Raw genomic sequence first — 18,516 nt, 5'->3', positions numbered from 1 at the left:
GCCGCCGCAGAAAGATCCTGGATTGCTTCGCTTCTCTCGCAATGACGAGTGGGATTGGCGGCGTCAATCAACAACAGGGGACGGAAACCATGGCGAAGAACGGCAAGACCGGCAGCAAGTCCGTCACCGTGAAGCAGGCAACGCTCGACCTGCTGCGGGCCTTTGGCATCGACAAGGTGTTCGGCAACCCTGGTTCGACCGAGCTGCCGTTCCTGAGCGACTGGCCCGACGACATCGACTACGTGCTGGCGCTGCAGGAGGCCTCCGCCGTCGGCATGGCCGATGGCTACGCGCAGGCGACGCGCAATGCCGGCTTCGTCAATCTGCATTCGGCGGCCGGCGTCGGAAATGCGCTCGGCAATATCTACACCGCGCATCGCAACCAGACACCGCTCGTGATCACCGCGGGCCAGCAGGCGCGCTCGATCCTCCCGCTGCAGGCGTTCCTCTATGCCGAGCGCGCGTCGGAATTCCCTCGGCCTTACGTCAAGTACAGCATCGAGCCCGCGCGGCCCGAGGACGTACCGGCCGCGATCGCGCGGGCCTATTACACCGCGATGCAGCCGCCGTGCGGCCCGACCTTCGTGTCGATCCCGATCGACGACTGGGCGCATGCGGTAGCTCCCATCGAGGCGCGCAAGGTCAGCCGGGAGATCGGTCCGGAGGCTGACGCGATGAAGGCGCTGGTTGCCGCGCTCGGCTCCGCAAAGCACCCTGCTCTCGTCGTCGGTCCCGGCATCGATCGCGCCGGCGCGGTCGATCTGATGGTGCGCGTCGCCGAGAAGGCTAAGGCCAGCGTCTGGGTCAGCCCGTTCTCGGCGCGCTGCTCGTTTCCGGAGCGGCATCCGCAATTCGCGGGCTTCCTGCATGCATCGCCGGCACAGCTCTCCGATGCGCTGCGCGAGCACGATGTCGTCGTCGTCGTCGGCGCGCCCGTGTTCACCTTCCATGTCGAAGGCCATGCCGCGATCTTCGATGGCGGGGCGACGATCTTCCAGATCACGGACGATCCGGATGCGGCGGCGGTGACGCCCGTCGGCACCAGCATCATCGCGACGGTGAAGCCGGCGCTCAGCCTGCTGCTCGACCTGCTGCCGGAGAGCAAGCGCGCGGCCCCGAAGGGCCGCACGCTGCCGCCGGCACCGCAGGCCGCTGATCCGCTGCCGGTGGAATTCCTGCTGCACGCGCTGTCGCGAGCGATGCCCGAGGGCGCCTCGCTGGTCGAGGAAGTGCCCTCGCACCGGCCGGCGATGCAGAAGTTCATGCCGATGCCCGGCCAGGATAGTTTCTACACGATGTCGAGCGGCGGCCTCGGCTACTCCCTGCCGGCTGCCGTCGGCATGGCGCTCGGCAAGCCGAAGCAGCGCACGGTTTGCCTGATCGGCGACGGCTCGGCGATGTATTCGATCCAGGCGCTGTGGACCGCCGCGCAGCGCAAGCTGCCGCTGACGGTCGTCGTCCTCAACAATTCCGGCTACGGCGCGATGCGCTCGTTCAGCCAGGTGATGCAGGTGCGCAACGTGCCCGGGCTGGAGCTGCCGGGCATCGATTTCGTGCGGCTCGCGGAGGGCATGGGGTGCGACGCCGTGCGCGTGACGAAGGCCGCGGAGCTGGGCGAAGCGCTAAAGCGCGGGATGACGCATGCAGGCAGCAGCCTCGTCGAGGTCGTCGTGGATTCGGCCGTGCCGGTGCTGTACGGGCAGAAGCATTAAGGCGCACTCATCCCCGCTACGACCATCACGACGCCAAAAATCCTCCGTCGGCCGCGAGCACGTGGCCGACGACATAGGACGATGCATCCGACGACAGCCACACCACAGCTTCCGCCACCTCCTCCGGAGTTCCCATCCGTCGCAGCGGCAGGCCTGCACTCACCGTCGCGACGTCACCGACGCCGGCGCGTAGCATCATGTCGGTGACGACGCGGCCGGGGGCGATGGCATTGATGCGAATGCCGCGCGGCGCGTTCTCCATCGCGGCCGAGCGCGTCAGCGAGATCGCGGCGGCTTTCGAGGCCGAATAGAGCGAGAAGCCGGGATTGGGATTGCGCACGCCGCTGACGGAGGCGTTGACGACGATGCTGCCGCGGCCCTGCGCCAGCATCGCCGGCAGTTGGTGGCGCAGGCACAGGAACAGCGCGCGGACATTGGTATCGAACACGCTGTCGTAGATCTCCGTGCCCTGCTCCTCCAGCGGCGCGCGGCGCTCCTGGAATCCGGCATTGTTGAAGGCGACGTCGAGCCTTCCGCAGCGCTCGACCGCCGTGCGCACCAGCCGCGCGACGTCGTCCTCCTTCGTGATATCGGTCTTGACGGGGACAGCCTCCACACCGAGCTCGCGGCACGCTGAAGCGGTGGCGTCGATCTCGGCTTCGCGCCGGCCGGCGACGAAGATCGCTTCGGCGCCTTCGGCCGCCATCCTCAGCGCCGTGGCGCGCCCGATGCCGCTGCCGCCGCCCGTGACGAGGCAGACCTTGCCCCTCATCCGCATCCCGGTTGGCAAAGTTCCGCTCATCGTCGACTCCAAAACGCTTGCGCGCGGCGTTGGGCTCATATAGTTGTATGATACAACTATATGCCGAGAGTCAAGATGGCCGAGCTTTCGCTGATCGATGACATCCGCGCCGCTTCGCGCCTGATGGTGCGCGAGCTCGGCTTCATGGACGCGACGGTGGCGGCATCGGGCTACCCGCCCTCGGCGGTCCACACCATCCTGGAGATCGGCATCCGCGGTCCGATGACGTCGGGCGAGCTCGGTGATTTCCTGCGCCTGGAGAAATCCAGCGTCAGCCGCATGGTGCGCAAGCTGATCGATTGCGGCGAGCTCAGGGAGACGCCGGACGAGCTTGATGCACGCAGCAAGCTGCTGTCACTGACGGCGAAGGGGCGACGCACGCTGGAGGCGCTGCATGCATTCGGGCGGCAGCAGGTGCGCGGCGCGCTGGCGGCGTTGACGCCGGCCGAGCAGCGCACCGTGCGCGAGGGCATGATGCTCTACGCGCGGGCGCTGCGGGCGAATCGGGAGGAGAGCGAGGCGGCAGCCTAGTCACCGGTGTCGTCCCTGCGAACGCAGGGACCCATACCGCGTGATTTATCTGGGAAGTGAAGGTCCCAGTACCGCGGGGCAACGACAACGACCAGCCTTCGCCAAACTTCTTCCTGTGGTTATGGGTCCCTGCGTTCGCAGGGACGACACCGAGTATGTGGCGTGGGCGTGCCTATAAGCGATGCCGCTTCTAGGTCACTTCCCGAACTCCTCCCGCATCTTCGCCTGGATCTTGGCCATGCCGCCGATCCAGCGGTCGTAATTCTCGGTTTTCTTACGCATATAGCCGAGCACCTGCGGATGCGGCAGGATCAGGAACGTCTCCTGCTCGAGGCCGGCGAGCACGTCTTTCGCCACCTGCTCGGGCGTCAGGTCGCCATCGCCGGATTGCGGCCCCTTCGGGATCGAGCGCAGCATGTTGGTGTCGACGCCCTGCGGGCAGAGGATCGAGACCTTGATGTTGTGGGCCTTGTGCGAGATTGCGAGATTCTCCGCAAAACCGACCGCGGCGTGCTTGGTGGTGGAATAAGCGGGGCTGCCGACCTGCGACAACAGGCCCGCCGCCGAGATGGTGTTGAGGAAATAGCCGCCGCCGCGGGCCCTCATGCGCGGGACGAGATGCCGCGCCGCGTAGACATGGGCCATGACGTGGATCGCCCAGCTGCGCTGCCAGGGTTCATCCGAGGCGCCGCCGGCGTTTTCCGACATCGGATCGAAGCCGCCGCCGATGCCGGCATTGGAGCAGAACAAGTCGATCGGCCCGAACTGACGTTCGGTCTCCTCGATGACGTGAGCGATATCCTTTTCCTGCGCAACGTCGCATTTGAAGGCGGCGCCATCAACCATGGCCGCGACCGCCCGCGCATTGGCGGCATCCATGTCTGCGACCACGACCTTGGCTGCGCCCGCATGATGAAAGGCCTCGCACAGCGCCTTGCCGATGCCGTTTGCGCCGCCCGTGACGACCACGACCTTGCCGGTCACCTGCATGCGACGTCTCCTCTTGTCCTGGACCGCGTCTCTTATACCGCTTCGCGGGAATCTTGCTCAGCTCAACACGAGATCGAGCACCGCGGTATAATGACATGCCGCGCCGGCCAAGACAAAGCCGTGCCAGATCGCGTTCTGAAAGCGCAGCCGCCGCCAGGCGTGGAAGATCACGCCAAAGCTGTAGAGCAGGCCGCCCGCAACGATGAAGCCAAGCACCAGCGCAGGCAGCGCCCTGACCACGGCGTCGTAGAGCATCATGCCGCTCCAGCCCATCGCGAGGTAGATGCCGACCGAGAGGCGGTCGAACCGGCCGGGATAGAGAAGCTTCAACACGATGCCTGATATCGCCACGCACCAGACCCCGGCGAGCAGCACCAGCGCGAACACGCTGTCCTTCAGCTCCAGGATGAACGGCGTGTAGGTCGCCGCGATCAGCAGATAGATCGCGGAATGGTCGAACCGGCGCAGCAGCCATTTGGCGGGCGAGATCGGCCAGAGATTATAAGTCGCCGACAGCACCAGCATCGAGAGCAGGCCGGCGACGTAGATGGAGACGCCGACGACGTCGGTCGCATCGGCATAGATCGCCGTCAGCACCACCAGCACGGTCGCGGCGACGATACCGGCGAAGACGCCGATCGCGTGGATGACACCATCGGCGATCAGCTCGGCGCGGTCGTAATTCCAGCCGATCGCGTCGGCTGCGGCGTGGACGGAGCTGGATGCGAACTCTTTCAGCTGGAAGACCGTCATGGCAATCCGCTAGGTGTGGCAATGCCTCTTGTATGGGTCTCTCGGGATCGGCAGGTCGTTCAAGCGGCTGACTCGCCGATAAAGGCGGTGGAAGTATGGAGCTTGATTTTCCTCACGCAATTGCCACTTTTGTGAACAGTCGCACACATCTGCCCGCCGAGATCACCTAACGTTCATATGGCATTCAGTTTCCAGGATATGGTCGAAGAGGCGCGGCTGTCGGCGAGGGCGCTGATCGACTATGGCGAGCATTTCTTCAACCCGACGGTGCGGCTTGGCGTCACCGGCCTGTCGCGGGCCGGTAAGACCGTATTCATCACAGCGCTGATCCACGGGCTGACGCGCGGCGGGCGGTTTCCGGTGTTCGAAGCCTATGCCTCCGGCCGGATCGCCCGGGCGCATCTGGCGCCACAGCCGGACGATGCCGTGCCGCGCTTTGCCTATGAGAACCACCTGCGCGCGCTGATCGAGGAACGGCGCTGGCCGAACTCGACGGTCGACATCAGCGAGCTCAGGCTCGTCATCGAGTACCAGCGCCCGAACGGAGCGGACCGCAATTTAACGCTCGACATCGTCGACTATCCCGGCGAATGGCTGCTCGACCTGCCGCTGCTGCAGAAAAGTTATGAGCAATGGTCGGCGGAAAGCCTGGCGCTGTCGCGCGAGACACCCCGGGCGCATCTCGCGGCGGACTGGCACGCGCATCTCGCAGCGCTCAAGCCCGAAGCCCGCGAGGACGAGCAGGCGACGCTGACGGCCGCAAAGCTGTTCACCGATTATCTGCGCGCATGCCGCGAGGAGCGGTTTGCGATGAGCCTGTTGCCGCCCGGCCGCTTCCTGATGCCCGGCAATCTCGCAGGCTCCCCCGCGCTGACCTTTGCGCCGCTCGATCTGCCCTCTGGCGGACAGGCCCCCGACGGCTCGCTCTGGGCGATGATGGTGCGGCGCTTCGAGGCCTACAAGGACGTCGTGGTGCGGCCGTTCTTCCGCGATCATTTTGCGCGGCTCGATCGCCAGATCGTGCTGGCGGACGCACTCGCCGCATTCAACTCGGGCCCCGAAGCGCTGCACGATCTCGAAGCCGCGCTCGCCGGCATTCTCGACTGCTTCAACATCGGCCGCAGCACCTTGCTCTCCAGCCTGTTCCGGCCGCGCATCGACCGCATCCTGTTTGCGGCGACCAAGGCGGACCATCTGCATCATTCCAGCCATGACCGGCTCGAAGCCGTGCTGCGCCGCGCCGTTGTGGGCGCCGTCGCGCGCGCGGAAAATACCGGCGCGGCGGTCGACGTCGTGGCGCTGGCCGCGGTCCGCGCCACGCGTGAGGCGCAGGTGGCGCGTGGCCGCGACAAATTGCCGTCGATCCTGGGCACGCCGGCTGCGGGCGAAAGCGCCGGCGGCGAGTTCTTCGACGGCAATACGGAAGTTGCGACCTTTCCGGGCGATCTGCCCGTCGATCCCGAGCCGCTGTTCAACGGCACGGATGCGTTCCGCGGACTCGCGACGGAGGCGGCCGGGAAAAGCGACTTCCGCTTCCTGCGCTTCCGCCCGCCCAAGCTGGAACGCGGGGGCAACGACGAGCCGGCACTGCCACACATCCGCCTCGACCGTGCCTTGCAGTTCCTGATCGGAGACAAGCTGTCATGAACGACCGATCCCAGCAGCGGCGGCCGGCGACGTTCCGGCTCGACGATCCCGGCGTCGTCGTCACCGAGGCCGACGAGACGGGACGGCTCGGTCGCGGCACCATCCAGATCACGCCGGAGCCCGACCCGGCGATGCTGCCGGTGCCGGTGCAAGCCGCGGTCCCGGCGCGGCGCGGCTTTCCCTGGGGCACGCTGTTCTGGTCGGGGCTCGCGGGCTTGACCCTGCTCGGCACCGGGCTCGGCGTGGTGCATCTGATCGAGGATCTGTTCGCGCGCAGCCAGACGCTCGGCTTCGTCGGACTTGCCTTCGCCGCCGTCACCGCGCTGGCGCTCGCCGTGGTGATCGGGCGCGAGGCGTTCGGTCTCGCGCGTCTTGCGACCATCGAGAAGCTGCATCAGCGCGCGGCCGCCGTGCTTGCCAGTGACGATCGCAAGGAGAGCCGCGTCATCGTGCAGGACCTGCTGAAGATCGCGCACCAGAACCCGCAGCTGGCGCGAGCCCGCGCCACGCTGGAGAGCCATGCCGGCGAGATCATCGACGGAGCCGACATGATCCGCCTGGCAGAGCGCGAACTGATGTCGCCGCTGGATGCGGAAGCGCGGCGGCTGGTGTCATCAGCCGCGCAAAAGGTTTCGATCGTCACAGCGGTCTCCCCCCGCGCGGCGATCGACGTGCTGTTCGTGTTCGTCGCCGCGCTGCGCCTGATCCGCCAGCTTGCCTATCTCTATGGCGGCCGCCCCGGCGCGCTCGGCATGATCCGCCTGCTCCGTCACGTCATCGCTCATCTCGCCATCACCGGCGGCATGGCCGCGAGCGACAGCCTGGTGCAGCAGATGCTCGGCCATGGCATCGCTGCGAAGCTTTCGCAGCGACTGGGTGAAGGCGTGCTCAATGGTTTGCTGACGGCGCGACTGGGGCTAGCTGCGATCGACGTCACGCGGCCGCTGCCGTTCGCGGCACTGCCGCCGCCGAAGCTGTCGGATTTGGCCACGGATCTGCTGCGGAAGAAGGATGGAGAAGAGTAGTTTCTCGTGCCACACGTTCGCCGCCCCCTCTCCCCCTGCGAGACGTCGAGGGGTATCTCTGCATGTACGCGGCTCTTGCCGTGTGGATAGAGACCCCTCATCCGGCGCTTCGCGCCACCTTTTCTCCCGCAAGGAGAGAAGGGAAAGAGTCCGAGCTTGCGGCTCTATCCAAGCGAACCTTTCTCAAATTCCCCCGCCAACACCCGCCACTGGAACAATGGCGAGTCCTTCGGCGGCGACAGCTCCGGGGTCCAACCGGTGAGCTTTTCCAGCACATAGGTGTCCATCACCCGGCCGCGCCAGCTGCGCTCGACTTGGCCGAGCTGCTCCCGCTTGGCCGGGATGTTCTGCCACAGCGACGAACGATCGTCCGGCGCGCGGCCGACATAGACGCCCGCGTGGTCCTTGATCTTGTCCATGCCGGGATCGCGGAAATCCTGGAAACGGCCGCGCTCGTTGATCTCGATCACGGGCGCGCGCCCCCTGAACAGCCAGCGCATCATGGCGTAGGTGCGGTAGTCCGATGTTGCGATCCAGGTCGCGCCGGTCTCATCCAGCGCGGCCTGCACGCGCGCGGCGACCTGCTCATAGCCGGCCTCGGCGCCGATCGGATCGATCCTGCCCAGGAAGTTCCATGGCGCGGCGACGTAATAGAGAAACACGATGACGACGAAGGCGATACCCGAGACAATTGCAGTCCTGGCCCAGAACAGCGACGATCTGAGCATTCGGGCCGACCATCCCTCTTTCGTCATCGTTGCGAGGTTCAGCGCGGTGGCCGCGAAGCCGACCGGCCACATGAACATCGGCCAGGTGTCGCCGACCCGGAGCGTCATCGACTTCGCAAGGAAATAAAGAAACGGCACCAGCACGGCTGTCGACAGCAGGATCGCCACCGGCTCGCGCGTGCGAAAGCCGCGCCATGCCGTCAGCACCAGGCCCGTCAGCACGACCGGCAGCATGACGAAGCCGACCAGGCCGAATTGCAGGCCGATGTAATCGCCGATCGTCCGCAGCGAGATGCCGTAACTGGCGGTAGCGCGCACGCCCTGGAAACGGAACGAGGCCCAGTCGTGCTGCGCATTCCAGATCAGCACCGGCGAGAACGCGGCGATCGCAATCAGGACGGCGAGGTAAGGGTAAGGGCTCCGAAGCCAACGCCAGCGCCAGTCCGGCACCAGCAGAAAGGCGGCAACCGCCGGCGCGAACATGATCGCGGTGAATTTCGACAGCATCGAGAGGCCTGCGAACAGGCCCGCCGCGAGCCACCAGCGGCCGTCGCCGCCCTGTGCGAGCCGCACCAGCGACCACATCATCGCGACCGCAAACGGGATCATCGCGACGTCTGGCGCGACCTTGGCCATCAGCAGGCCGTAATAGAGCGCGGCCTCCGGCATCAGCACCGCGAACATGACAGCGCGCGCATCATGGGTAAGGCGGCGGACGATGTCGGCGAGCAGCAGCTGCGTCACCAGCATTGCGACGATGCCACCGAAGCGGACGCCGAGCGCGGTATCGCCGAAGATCGCGGTACTGAGGCGGATCATCCAGGCGATGCCGGGGGGATGATCGAGAAAGCTGAGCGCCGTTTCCTTCGACCAGGTCCAGTAATAGGCTTCGTCCGTGCGCAGCTCGATCGCGGAGGCGTAGACGATGCGCAGCACGGTCATCGCGGCGATGATCGCTGCGGCAACGAGGATGAGACGGCGCTCGGCGCCGTCTGGTTCCGCAGAAATGTCGGGAGCGGTCGTCACGGCCGCGCTTTTCCCCGACTTGAGAGGGGGAGTCAATGTAGGCGTCGTGGTCCCGGCGAGGGCCGGGACGACAGCGGAGGGTGACCGCGAAATGGTGGGCACGGCGCGCAAGAGCGCGTCCTTTCCCGCCTGCGGTTCTGTAACCTTGCCGCGCATGTGATCGGGCAAGCTGTCCGCGGGCGGAATTAAACGCTAGGCTGGCTGTTCTCCTCCATGAACTGATACAACCGAATCATGGCCACCGCTCCCGTACACATGCCCGAACTTGTCTGCGCCACCAGCGCGCGGCAGGTGCGGCTCATCTGCGGAATCATCCTGTTCGCCTATGTGGTCAGCCACTTCCTCAACCACGCGCTGGGCAACATCTCGGTCGATGCCATGGAGGTCGGGGTCTACTACCATACCCTGTTCTGGCAGTTCCTACCCGTCGCGATCGTGTTCTACACGGCTGCGCTCACCCATATGGGCCTCGGCATCTACGCCCTGTATCAGCGCCGGCAGTTCCGCTGGCGGACGGTCGAGCCGCTCCAGCTGGTGCTGGGCCTGAGCATCCCCGCTTTGGTCATGGGGCACGTGATCGGGGTGAGGCTCGGCTACACGCTGTACGATCATCAGAAGCTCTATCCGCAGGAGCTCTATCTGTTCTTCGTCGCAGCGCCGGGCCGGCTCTGGCAGATGACGATCCTGCTCCTCATTGCCTGGGTGCACAGCTGCATCGGCATTTTCTTCTGGCTTCGCCTGAAGCCGTTCTTCACGCGCGCGGCGCCCTATCTGCTCGCGGCCGCCGTGCTGATCCCGACGCTGGCGCTGCTCGGCATCTATCAGGGCGGCCGCAGCGTCGCCATCGAGAGCGATGATGGAGAATGGCGCACGCACAATCTCACGCGCCGCCAGGTCGGCACGGTAGCGGAAGGCAACACGCTCGACCGCATCGCCGGCGGGCTCACCATCGGTTATTTCGGTCTGCTGGGACTGGTGCTGGCGGCACGCGGCGCGCGGGCCTTGCGCGAGCGGCGCGGCGGCATGATCGCGCTGTCCTACGGCAACGGCAAGACGGTGCGGGTCCCCAAGGGTCTCTCGGTGCTGGAAGCGAGCCTGCGCCACAACGTGCCGCATGCCAGCATCTGCGGCGGCCGCGCCCGCTGCTCGACCTGCCGCATCCGCATCATCGGCGATCATGATGCCCTGCCCGAACCGTCGCAGCGCGAGGCCTTCGTGCTCACCCGCGTCGGCACCACCGATCCCTCGATCAGGCTCGCCTGCCAGCTGCGGCCAACCTCCGACCTCTCCTTCTTCCAGCTCTTCACACCGCACACACTCTCCGCCAACGCGCAGGCTTCGACGCCGGCCAGAATCGGCCAGGAGCGCTATCTCGTCAGCCTGTTCGTGGACATGCGCGGCTCGACGCAGCTTGCCGAGAAGCGGCTGCCGTTCGACACGGTCTTCATCGTCAACCGTTTCCTCGGTGCGGTCTCGCAGGCCGTGATCGAGAACGGCGGGCAACCGAACCAGTTCGTCGGCGACGGCATGCTGGCGCTGTTCGGGCTGTCGGCCGACCCGCGAACCGCGTGCCGGCAGGCGCTGAAGGCCGCCGCCGGAATCGCCGCCCATATCGACGAGCTCAACGAGCTCCTGAGCCACGATCTTCGCCAGCCGATCCGCTTCGGAATCGGCATCCATGGCGGCGAGGTCATCATTGGCGACATCGGTTATCGCGATCATATCGTCTTCACCGCGCTGGGCGATGCAGTCAACGTCGCCGCCCGCCTGCAGGACATGACCAAGACTCTGGCCTGCGAGGCGATCGTCTCGGAGGAGATCCTCCGCACCGCGGACCTCGCCGACGACGCCCTGCCGCAGCAGGAGGTCGCAATCCGCGGCCGCGACGAGCCGATGGCGGTGCGCGTGGTGGCGGATGCGAGGAAGTTGACGGCGCTGGTTGATCGCAGCGAGCGGGTGGCGGCGTAAGGCAGCCACGGCGGCAGTGCCCGGCTCCTCCCTATTCACCGCGTAACACCGGCCTGCTGCAACACAGCGGCATGGGCTTGCTGCGAAAGCACCAATTGACATCATCCAGATCATTGCGACAGATGAGCGCAGGATCGCGGTGATGACCGCGATCCAACGAAAAGCTCCGGGAGGAGACCAGAATGTTCGACCGACGCGACCTGCTCAAGGGAGCGGGCGTTGCCGCCATTGCGGCCACATTGAATTCCACCAAGGCGCTGGCGCTCGACACCGTCACCCTGCCTTTCGCCAATGGCGAACGGCCGCTGGTGAAATATCCGCAGAAGCGGCCGATGATCGGCCTGACCAGCCGGCCGCCGCAGCTGGAGACGCCGTTTGCGGTGTTCAACGACGGTCCGATCACGCCGAACAACGCGTTCTTCGTGCGCTATCACCTCTCCGACCTGCCTTACAATCTCGACCCCGACAAGTTCACGCTCGAGGTCAAGGGTAAGGTCGACAAGCCGCTGAAACTTTCGCTGAAGGACATCAGGAAGATGAAGGCGACGGAGATCGTCGCGGTCAACCAGTGCTCCGGCAACAGCCGCGGTTTCTTCGAGCCGCGCGTTGCAGGCGGCCAGCTCGCCAACGGCGCGATGGGCTGCGCGCGCTGGCGCGGCGTACCGCTGAAGGCCGTGCTGGAGACGGCCGGCGTTCAGAGCGGCGCAAAGCAGGTCACGTTCAACGGCATGGACGGACCGGTCAGCGACAAGACGCCCGATTTCGTCAAGGCGCTCGATCTCGATCACGCCACCGACGGCGAGGTGATGCTGGCCTATGGCATGAACGGCGAGGACTTGCCGTTCCTCAACGGCTTCCCGCTGCGCCTGATCGTGCCCGGCTATTTCGGCACCTACTGGGTCAAGCACCTCAACGAGATCACCGTCATCGACAACGTCTATGACGGCTTCTGGATGAAGTCGGCGTATCGCATTCCCGATACGCCGAACAACGCGGTCGAGCCGGGCACCGCGCCGAAGGCGACGATCCCGATCAACCGCTTCACCATCCGCTCCTTCATCACCAGCGTCCCCGATGGCGCCAGGCTGAAGGCGGGAACGACGACCCTGCGCGGCATCGCCTTCGACGGCGGCAAGGGCATCAAGGAAGTCCAGGTCTCAACCGACGGCGGCAAGACCTGGACGAGTGCCAAGCTCGGCAAGGACCTTGGCAATTACGCCTTCCGCGAATGGAAGCTGCCGGTGAAGCTCGACGCCGGCAGCCATGAGCTCAAGGTGCGCGCCACCGGCAATGGCGGCGAGACGCAGCCGGACACGCCGCGCTGGAACCCGGCGGGTTACTTACGCAACGTCGTCGAAACCGTCCGCGTCAGCGTGGCCTGAAGGAGACTGATCATGCAGCGCACCGTTCTCCCCGCCGTCACGCTCGCCCTAGCCACCGCAGTGGGTTCGGCGTTTGCCGCGCCGGTCAATTACAAGACTCCCGACGAGGTCGCCGCCTTCAAGCCCGGTCCCAATCTCGAGGTCGTGCAAGGCAATTGCAGCGCCTGCCACTCGTCCGACTACATTGCCACGCAGCCGCCGATGAAGGACAAGAAGGGCTTCTGGCAGGCCGAGGTGACGAAGATGATCAAGGTCTATGGCGCGCCGATCGACGATGCCGATGTCGGCAAGATCGTCGATTATCTGGCTGCGACGTATTGAGGGATGCGGAGGACGCATGCGGGCCATTTGACCGCGAAACGGGCAAAACCGGCAAAAACGCCGCGAAGTTGAGCGGAATTCAGCGAAATGGCGATGTGGTTTGAGCTACCAAGCCTGCCACATTCCGCGTATCCTATAGGACCGAACCGGCCGGTTGGCGGGGACTGGCGGTTCGCGATCTCGGAGGAAGACCCGCGGAGAAAGTCGTGATGGCTAAAGGTACGGTCAAGTGGTTCAACCCGACGAAGGGTTATGGATTTATCCAGCCTGCGTCGGGGGGCAAGGATGTGTTCGTGCATATCTCGGCGGTGCAGAAAGCCGGTCTGTCCACCCTCAACGAGGGACAGACGGTGGAATACGAAGAGATCGCAAACCGGGGCAAGACCTCCGCAGAAAACCTCAAAGTATAAAGCCCACCAGCTATTTGCTGCCTCCCAGGCCAATCCGGGAGCCGGGCCAAGAAAATTCAGTAGACGGCCAGTGCAGTCGACGACAGGCGTTGCGATTGCACGGGGGATAGTTATTTTCCTTGGAAGACCGCTTCTTCACGCCACAGCAATGACAATCGCGACGGCATGTCGTCAGCCCACCGGCAACGGTGCGTCGCGCTTGATCTCCTCCATCACCGCATAGGTCCGCGTCTCGCGCACGCCCGGCATCGACAGCAGGGTCTCGCCGAGAAAGCGTCGATAGGCGGCCATATCCGCAAGCCGCGCCTTTACAAGATAGTCGAAGCCGCCGGCAACCATGTGACACTCCAACACCTCGGGCGCGAGTTTCACCGCACGCGCAAAGCGCTCGAAATTGTCGGGCGTGGTCTTGTCGAGCAGCACCTCGACGAACACCAGCAGCCCGAGACCGAGCCGGTGCGGGTTGAGCCGCGCGCCATAGCCTTCGACAACACCCTCGCGCTGCAAGCGCTTCAGCCGTTCGCCGATCGACGTCGGCGACAGCCCGATGCGCTCGGCGAGCTCCACATTGGCGATGCGGCCGTCCTGCTGCAGAATCGAGAGGATCTTCCGGTCGACGCGATCGAATTCCATATTTTACTCGGCCATTCGCCCCATGAACTTTATTTTCTAAGGCAGAACGGCTAATTTGTCTATCGAACGACGGTCATGCGGGCCTTATCCTGAAATTAGCCACAGGACACGCCATGCCGAACAACCCGCCTCCCTTCACCGCCCCCTATGCACCTGACGACGCCGACATTGCCGCGCGTCTGTTGCCATCGGCACATCTGAGCCCGCCGCAGGAGGCGCGGATCGACCGCACCGCGACGCGGCTGATCGAGGCGATCCGCAAGCGTGACGACCGCCTCGGCGGCGTCGAGGACATGCTGCGGGAGTTCGCGCTCTCGACCAAAGAGGGGCTCGCGCTGATGGTGCTGGCCGAGGCGCTGCTGCGCGTGCCGGATGCGCGCACCGCCGACCAGTTCATCGAGGACAAGCTCGGCGAGGGCGATTTCATCCATCACGAGACGAAGTCCACCGCGTTCCTGGTCAACGCCTCGGCCTGGGCGCTTGGCCTCTCGGCGCGGGTGATCCAGCCCGGGGAGACGCCCGACGGCACGATCGGCCGTCTGGTGAAGCGGCTCGGCGCGCCGGCGGTGCGCACCGCGACGCGCCAGGCGATGCGGCTGATGGGCAATCATTTCGTGCTGGGCGAGACCATCGAGCAGGCGCTGGAGCGGGGCGGGCCGCGCTCCAGCCAGAAGACACGCTATTCCTTCGACATGCTCGGAGAAGGCGCACGCACGGCGGCCGATGCGAGACGCTATTTCGACGCCTATGCGAGCGCGATCGAGACGATCGGCAAGGCGGCAGGCAACCATCCCCTGCCCGACCGGCCCGGCATCTCGGTCAAGCTCTCGGCGCTGCATCCACGCTTCGAGGCGATCAGCCGTGGCCGTGTGATGACCGAGTTGGTGCCGCTGGTGCTGGACCTCGCACAGCGCGCCAAGACTCACGATTTGAACTTCACCGTCGATGCCGAAGAGGCCGACCGTCTGGAGCTGTCGCTCGACGTCATCGCGGCCACGTTGGCCGATATCTCACTTGCCGGCTGGGACGGGTTTGGCCTGGCGGTCCAGGCCTATCAGAAGCGCGCCTGCGCGGTGATCGACTATGTCGATGCGCTTGCCCGTGCACATGACCGCAAGCTGATGGTGCGGCTGGTCAAAGGCGCCTATTGGGACACCGAGATCAAGCGCGCTCAGGAGCGCGGGCTCGGCGGCTATCCCGTATTCACGCGCAAGGCGATGACGGATCTGAACTACGTCGCCTGCGCGACGAAACTGCTGGCCTTGCGACCGCGCATCTTCCCGCAATTCGCCACCCACAACGCGCTGACGGTCGCGACCGTGCTGGAGCTTGCCGCGGACAGCGGCGGCTTCGAATTCCAGCGCCTGCATGGCATGGGCGAAGCATTGTACGAGCAGCTGGCCAAAGATCGCCCGGACATCGCCTACCGCACCTACGCGCCAGTCGGCAGCCATCGCGACCTCCTCGCCTATCTGGTGCGGCGGCTCCTGGAGAACGGCGCGAACTCGTCCTTCGTGGCGCAGGCCGCGGACTATCGCGTGCCGGTGTCGGCGCTTTTGCAGCGTCCGGCAGATGGCATCGCCCGGCCGCAGGCGGCGGCCCATTCCAAAATCCCATTGCCCTGCGATCTCTTCGCGCCGGAGCGGCGCAATTCGCGCGGCATCGAATTCGGCGAACGTGCCGCGCTCGACCGGTTGCTGACCGACGTCGAGGCCCAGGCGGCCGGCCTCAAGCCGATTGCCGATGCGTCGCCGGATCAGGCCAGTGCGGCGGTCGCCGCGGCACGCGCCGGCTTTGCCGCCTGGACCCGAACACCGGCCGGTACGAGGGCGGCCGCGCTGGAGCAGGCCGCGCATCTGCTGGAGAGCCGCGGCGCACACTTCATCGCGCTGTTGCAGCGCAAGGGCGGCAAGACGCTTGACGACGCGCTGTCGGAACTGCGCGAGGCCGCTGACTTCTGCCGCTACTATGCCGCGCAGGGCCGCAAGCTGTTCGGGGGCGACGCTGCCATGCCGGGTCCGACCGGCGAGAGCAATGTGCTCGCCATGCGCGGCCGAGGCGTCTTCGTCGCGATCTCGCCCTGGAATTTTCCGCTGGCGATCTTCCTGGGACAGGTCACGGCCGCGCTGATGGCCGGCAACAGCGTGGTCGCAAAGCCCGCCGAGCAGACGCCGCGCATCGCAAGCGAGGCCGTTGCCCTGCTGCACGAGGCAGGCATCCCCAAGAGCGCGCTGCACCTCGTCACCGGCGATGGCCGCATCGGGTCCGTGCTGACCGCGCATGCGGATATCGCGGGTGTCGTCTTCACCGGCTCGACCGAAGTGGCCCGCAGCATCAACCGGACTCTCGCCGCCAAGGACGGACCGATCGTGCCGCTGATCGCGGAAACCGGTGGCATCAACGCGATGATCGCGGATGCCACCGCGCTGCCCGAGCAGGTCGCCGACGACGTCGTGACCTCGGCCTTCCGTTCAGCCGGCCAACGCTGCTCGGCGCTACGGCTGCTGTTCGTGCAGGAGGACGTCGCTGACCGCATGATCGAGATGATCGCGGGCGCCGCGCGCGAGTTGAAGATCGGCGATCCCTCCGACGTTGCGACGCATGTCGGGCCGGTGATCGACGGGGAGGCCAAGCAACGCCTCGATGCGCACATCGCGCGGATGAAGCGCGAGGCGCGGCTGCACTTTGCAGGCCACGCGCCGGACGGCTGCTTCGTTGCGCCGCACATCTTCGAGCTTAAGGACGCAGGTCAGCTCACCGAGGAGATCTTTGGCCCGATCCTCCATGTCGTACGCTATCGCGCCGAGAATCTCGAACGCGTCCTGCAGGCGATCGAGCGCACCGGCTACGGGCTCACCCTCGGCGTCCATTCCCGCATCGACGACACCATCGAGGCGATCATCGACCGCACCCAGGTCGGCAACATCTACGTCAACCGCAACATGATCGGCGCCGTGGTCGGCGTGCAGCCCTTCGGCGGCAACGGCCTGTCCGGAACCGGCCCGAAGGCCGGCGGCCCGCACTACCTCGCGCGCTTCGCCACCGAGCAGACGGTGACCATCAACACCGCAGCAGCCGGCGGCAATGCCGCCCTGCTTGCGGGGGAGGAGTGAGGCCCTGCACCTGGCGCCGTTGCATCCAGCCGAAACATCGGTCTAATGCTCGACGATGCGCCCGCGCCAATTCCAGCGCGCGGGAAACGACAAGAGCGAGGGAGCAACGCCGCGATGGACAAGGGCATTTTTGCTGGGCTGAAGGTTCTGGACTGCGCGAGCTTCATCGCAGCGCCCGCGGCCGCGACCGTATTGTCGGATTTCGGCGCCGACGTCATCAAGATCGAGCCGCCGGGCGCTGGGGATCCCTACCGCAATCTGCCGAACCTGCCGGGCTATCCGACCGGCGAGCACAATTTCGCCTGGCTGCTGGAAGCCCGCAACAAGAAGAGCATCGCCCTCGACCTCGCAAAGCCGGAGGCGCAGGCCGTGCTGTACAAGCTGGTGGCGGAGGCCGACGTTTTCATCACCAACATGCCGCCGCCGGTGCGCGCCAAGCTCGGCATCACCTACGACCATCTCGCCCATCTCAACGACCGGCTGATCTATGCGTCCTTCACCGGCTATGGCGAGAAGGGTGAGGAGGCCAACAAGCCCGGTTTCGACAGCAACGCCTATTGGGCCCGCTCCGGCCTGATGGACCTCGTCCGCGCCGACACCGACACCACGCCGGCCCGCTCGGTCGCCGGCATGGGCGATCATCCCTGCGCCATGGCGTTCTACGGCGCCATCGTCACCGCGCTCTATCAGCGCGAGAAGACCGGCAAGGGCTCGCACGTCGCCTCCAATCTGATGGCGAACGGGGTGTGGGCGGCGAGCGTGCTGGCGCAGGCAAAGCTCTGCGGCTCCAAGTTCGGCGAGCGGCGGCCGCGCGAGCGCGCGCTGAACGCGGTCGCCAACCATTATCAGTGCAAGGACGGCCGCTGGCTGATCCTGTCGTTGCTCAACGAGGAGAAGCAGTTTCCGACGCTGGCCCGCTGCCTCGGACGCGAGGATTTGATCGATGATCCCCGCTTCGCCACGAAGGCCGACCGTCACGCCCGCTCGGTCGAACTGATCAAGATTCTGGACGACATTTTTGCGACCAGGGATCTCGCCGAATGGCGAAAGATCCTCGACGGCAGCGGCCTCGTGTTCGGCGTCGTCGGCATCCTGGACGACATCCCGAACGACAAGCAGATGCTCGACAACGAGGTGCTGGTGCCGTTCGAGAACGACACCATGCTGACCATCAACAGCCCGATCTGGATCGACGGCGCCAAGAAGGTGCAGCCGCGCAAGCCGCCAGCCGTCGGCGAGCACAGTGACGAGATTTTGCGCGGCGCGGGATACGACGAGGCGGCAATCAAGCAGCTGCGCAGTTCGGGGGCTGTGGGGTAAGGCGGCGCCTCGCGCTCCACTGTCGTCCCGGGGCGCGCAAAAGCGCGAACCCGGGACCCCATCTGCGCCCCGCTTCGCTGCGCTTGTCCGGGACGACGATCGGGAGGCCGCCCGTGCAACAAAGCCCCGTCATTGCGAGCGCAGCGAAGCAATCC

15 protein-coding genes are annotated in these 18,516 nt (G+C 65.8%); 10 read left to right on the top strand and 5 right to left on the bottom strand.

The annotated features are described in order from the left end of the window. The first annotated feature begins 89 nt into the window (after positions 1–89). Positions 90–1,712 (top strand): benzoylformate decarboxylase, encoded by a 1,623-nt coding sequence (gene mdlC, locus EHH60_RS16795; protein ID WP_124160556.1) that lies wholly within the window; start codon positions 90–92, stop codon positions 1,710–1,712. A 25-nt stretch (positions 1,713–1,737) separates the two neighbouring features. Here the strand turns inward: mdlC and EHH60_RS16790 are convergent, their stop codons facing one another. Beyond that, entirely contained in the window at positions 1,738–2,514 is a 777-nt protein-coding gene (locus EHH60_RS16790) for an SDR family NAD(P)-dependent oxidoreductase (protein WP_124160555.1), read from the bottom strand. Positions 2,515–2,589: 75 nt separating this feature from the next. Here EHH60_RS16790 and EHH60_RS16785 point away from each other — a divergent pair, with 75 nt between their 5' ends. Next, positions 2,590–3,045: a MarR family winged helix-turn-helix transcriptional regulator gene (locus EHH60_RS16785; RefSeq protein WP_199751518.1), complete on the top strand. Its 456-nt coding sequence runs from the start codon at positions 2,590–2,592 to the stop codon at positions 3,043–3,045. 195 nt (positions 3,046–3,240) lie between these two features. Here the strand turns inward: EHH60_RS16785 and EHH60_RS16780 are convergent, their stop codons facing one another. Both EHH60_RS16780 and trhA read right to left on the bottom strand, forming a co-directional pair. Next, on the bottom strand, positions 3,241–4,035 hold the full coding sequence (locus EHH60_RS16780; protein WP_124160553.1) for an SDR family oxidoreductase: 795 nt from the start codon (positions 4,033–4,035) through the stop codon (positions 3,241–3,243). Positions 4,036–4,092: 57 nt separating this feature from the next. After that, the gene (trhA, locus tag EHH60_RS16775) at positions 4,093–4,788 is read right to left on the bottom strand and encodes a PAQR family membrane homeostasis protein TrhA (protein WP_124160552.1); all 696 of its coding nucleotides are present in this window, start codon (positions 4,786–4,788) and stop codon (positions 4,093–4,095) included. Positions 4,789–4,965: 177 nt separating this feature from the next. Here trhA and EHH60_RS16770 point away from each other — a divergent pair, with 177 nt between their 5' ends. Both EHH60_RS16770 and EHH60_RS16765 read left to right on the top strand, forming a co-directional pair. After that, positions 4,966–6,435, top strand: a complete 1,470-nt coding sequence (locus EHH60_RS16770; protein ID WP_124160551.1) for a YcjX family GTP-binding protein — start codon at positions 4,966–4,968, stop codon at positions 6,433–6,435. After that, on the top strand, positions 6,432–7,460 hold the full coding sequence (locus EHH60_RS16765) for a YcjF family protein (protein ID WP_124160550.1): 1,029 nt from the start codon (positions 6,432–6,434) through the stop codon (positions 7,458–7,460). The genes EHH60_RS16770 and EHH60_RS16765 overlap by 4 nt, the downstream gene beginning before the upstream one ends. 164 nt (positions 7,461–7,624) lie before the next feature. Here EHH60_RS16765 and EHH60_RS16760 read toward each other — a convergent pair whose 3' ends face one another. Further along, a complete protein-coding gene (locus tag EHH60_RS16760) occupies positions 7,625–9,130 on the bottom strand; it encodes a glycosyltransferase family 39 protein (protein ID WP_124160600.1) in 1,506 nt (501 codons plus the stop codon). A gap of 318 nt (positions 9,131–9,448) precedes the next feature. Here EHH60_RS16760 and EHH60_RS16755 point away from each other — a divergent pair, with 318 nt between their 5' ends. The 4 genes from EHH60_RS16755 (at position 9,449) to EHH60_RS16740 (ending at position 13,295) form a co-directional block, all read left to right on the top strand. Continuing rightward, positions 9,449–11,182, top strand: coding sequence for an adenylate/guanylate cyclase domain-containing protein (locus EHH60_RS16755; RefSeq protein WP_124160549.1), 1,734 nt, complete (start codon positions 9,449–9,451; stop codon positions 11,180–11,182). Positions 11,183–11,364: 182 nt separating this feature from the next. Further along, on the top strand, positions 11,365–12,564 hold the full coding sequence (gene sorA / locus EHH60_RS16750; RefSeq protein ID WP_124160548.1) for a SorA family sulfite dehydrogenase catalytic subunit: 1,200 nt from the start codon (positions 11,365–11,367) through the stop codon (positions 12,562–12,564). A 12-nt stretch (positions 12,565–12,576) separates the two neighbouring features. Further along, the gene (gene sorB, locus EHH60_RS16745) at positions 12,577–12,885 is read left to right on the top strand and encodes a SorB family sulfite dehydrogenase c-type cytochrome subunit (protein WP_199751517.1); all 309 of its coding nucleotides are present in this window, start codon (positions 12,577–12,579) and stop codon (positions 12,883–12,885) included. Positions 12,886–13,094: 209 nt separating this feature from the next. After that, the gene (locus EHH60_RS16740) at positions 13,095–13,295 is read left to right on the top strand and encodes a cold-shock protein (RefSeq protein ID WP_008563500.1); all 201 of its coding nucleotides are present in this window, start codon (positions 13,095–13,097) and stop codon (positions 13,293–13,295) included. A 171-nt stretch (positions 13,296–13,466) separates the two neighbouring features. Here the strand turns inward: EHH60_RS16740 and EHH60_RS16735 are convergent, their stop codons facing one another. Next, on the bottom strand, positions 13,467–13,928 hold the full coding sequence (locus tag EHH60_RS16735; protein WP_124160546.1) for an Lrp/AsnC ligand binding domain-containing protein: 462 nt from the start codon (positions 13,926–13,928) through the stop codon (positions 13,467–13,469). A gap of 113 nt (positions 13,929–14,041) precedes the next feature. On the opposite strand from EHH60_RS16735, the gene putA reads away from it, so the two are divergent. Together putA and EHH60_RS16725 are read left to right on the top strand one after the other, a co-directional pair. Then, complete coding sequence (gene putA, locus EHH60_RS16730; RefSeq protein WP_124160545.1) at positions 14,042–17,041, top strand: bifunctional proline dehydrogenase/L-glutamate gamma-semialdehyde dehydrogenase PutA; 3,000 nt, start codon at positions 14,042–14,044, stop codon at positions 17,039–17,041. Positions 17,042–17,155: 114 nt separating this feature from the next. After that, positions 17,156–18,361 carry a CaiB/BaiF CoA transferase family protein gene (locus EHH60_RS16725; protein WP_124160544.1) on the top strand — a complete coding sequence of 402 codons (1,206 nt, stop codon included), beginning with the start codon at positions 17,156–17,158 and terminating at the stop codon, positions 18,359–18,361. Positions 18,362–18,516: the final 155 nt, after the last annotated feature.

Source organism: Bradyrhizobium sp. RP6, from assembly GCF_003837805.1.
GTDB lineage: Bacteria > Pseudomonadota > Alphaproteobacteria > Rhizobiales > Xanthobacteraceae > Bradyrhizobium.
Note: the sequence above shows the minus strand (reverse complement) of the source record. Positions and strands in the feature narration are given on the sequence as shown.

What these genes read in the sequence shown, in the direction of transcription:
- putA (WP_124160545.1), top strand. Translation starts at nt 14,042, where the DNA reads ATGCCGAACAACCCGCCTCCCTTCACCGCCCCCTATGCACCTGACGAC.
- EHH60_RS16770 (WP_124160551.1), top strand. Translation starts at nt 4,966, where the DNA reads ATGGCATTCAGTTTCCAGGATATGGTCGAAGAGGCGCGGCTGTCGGCG.
- trhA (WP_124160552.1), bottom strand. Translation starts at nt 4,788, where the DNA reads ATGACGGTCTTCCAGCTGAAAGAGTTCGCATCCAGCTCCGTCCACGCC.
- EHH60_RS16790 (WP_124160555.1), bottom strand. Translation starts at nt 2,514, where the DNA reads ATGAGCGGAACTTTGCCAACCGGGATGCGGATGAGGGGCAAGGTCTGC.
- EHH60_RS16785 (WP_199751518.1), top strand. Translation starts at nt 2,590, where the DNA reads ATGGCCGAGCTTTCGCTGATCGATGACATCCGCGCCGCTTCGCGCCTG.
- sorB (WP_199751517.1), top strand. Translation starts at nt 12,577, where the DNA reads ATGCAGCGCACCGTTCTCCCCGCCGTCACGCTCGCCCTAGCCACCGCA.
- EHH60_RS16735 (WP_124160546.1), bottom strand. Translation starts at nt 13,928, where the DNA reads ATGGAATTCGATCGCGTCGACCGGAAGATCCTCTCGATTCTGCAGCAG.
- EHH60_RS16725 (WP_124160544.1), top strand. Translation starts at nt 17,156, where the DNA reads ATGGACAAGGGCATTTTTGCTGGGCTGAAGGTTCTGGACTGCGCGAGC.
- EHH60_RS16765 (WP_124160550.1), top strand. Translation starts at nt 6,432, where the DNA reads ATGAACGACCGATCCCAGCAGCGGCGGCCGGCGACGTTCCGGCTCGAC.
- mdlC (WP_124160556.1), top strand. Translation starts at nt 90, where the DNA reads ATGGCGAAGAACGGCAAGACCGGCAGCAAGTCCGTCACCGTGAAGCAG.
- EHH60_RS16740 (WP_008563500.1), top strand. Translation starts at nt 13,095, where the DNA reads ATGGCTAAAGGTACGGTCAAGTGGTTCAACCCGACGAAGGGTTATGGA.
- EHH60_RS16780 (WP_124160553.1), bottom strand. Translation starts at nt 4,035, where the DNA reads ATGCAGGTGACCGGCAAGGTCGTGGTCGTCACGGGCGGCGCAAACGGC.
- EHH60_RS16760 (WP_124160600.1), bottom strand. Translation starts at nt 9,130, where the DNA reads ATGACCGTGCTGCGCATCGTCTACGCCTCCGCGATCGAGCTGCGCACG.
- sorA (WP_124160548.1), top strand. Translation starts at nt 11,365, where the DNA reads ATGTTCGACCGACGCGACCTGCTCAAGGGAGCGGGCGTTGCCGCCATT.
- EHH60_RS16755 (WP_124160549.1), top strand. Translation starts at nt 9,449, where the DNA reads ATGGCCACCGCTCCCGTACACATGCCCGAACTTGTCTGCGCCACCAGC.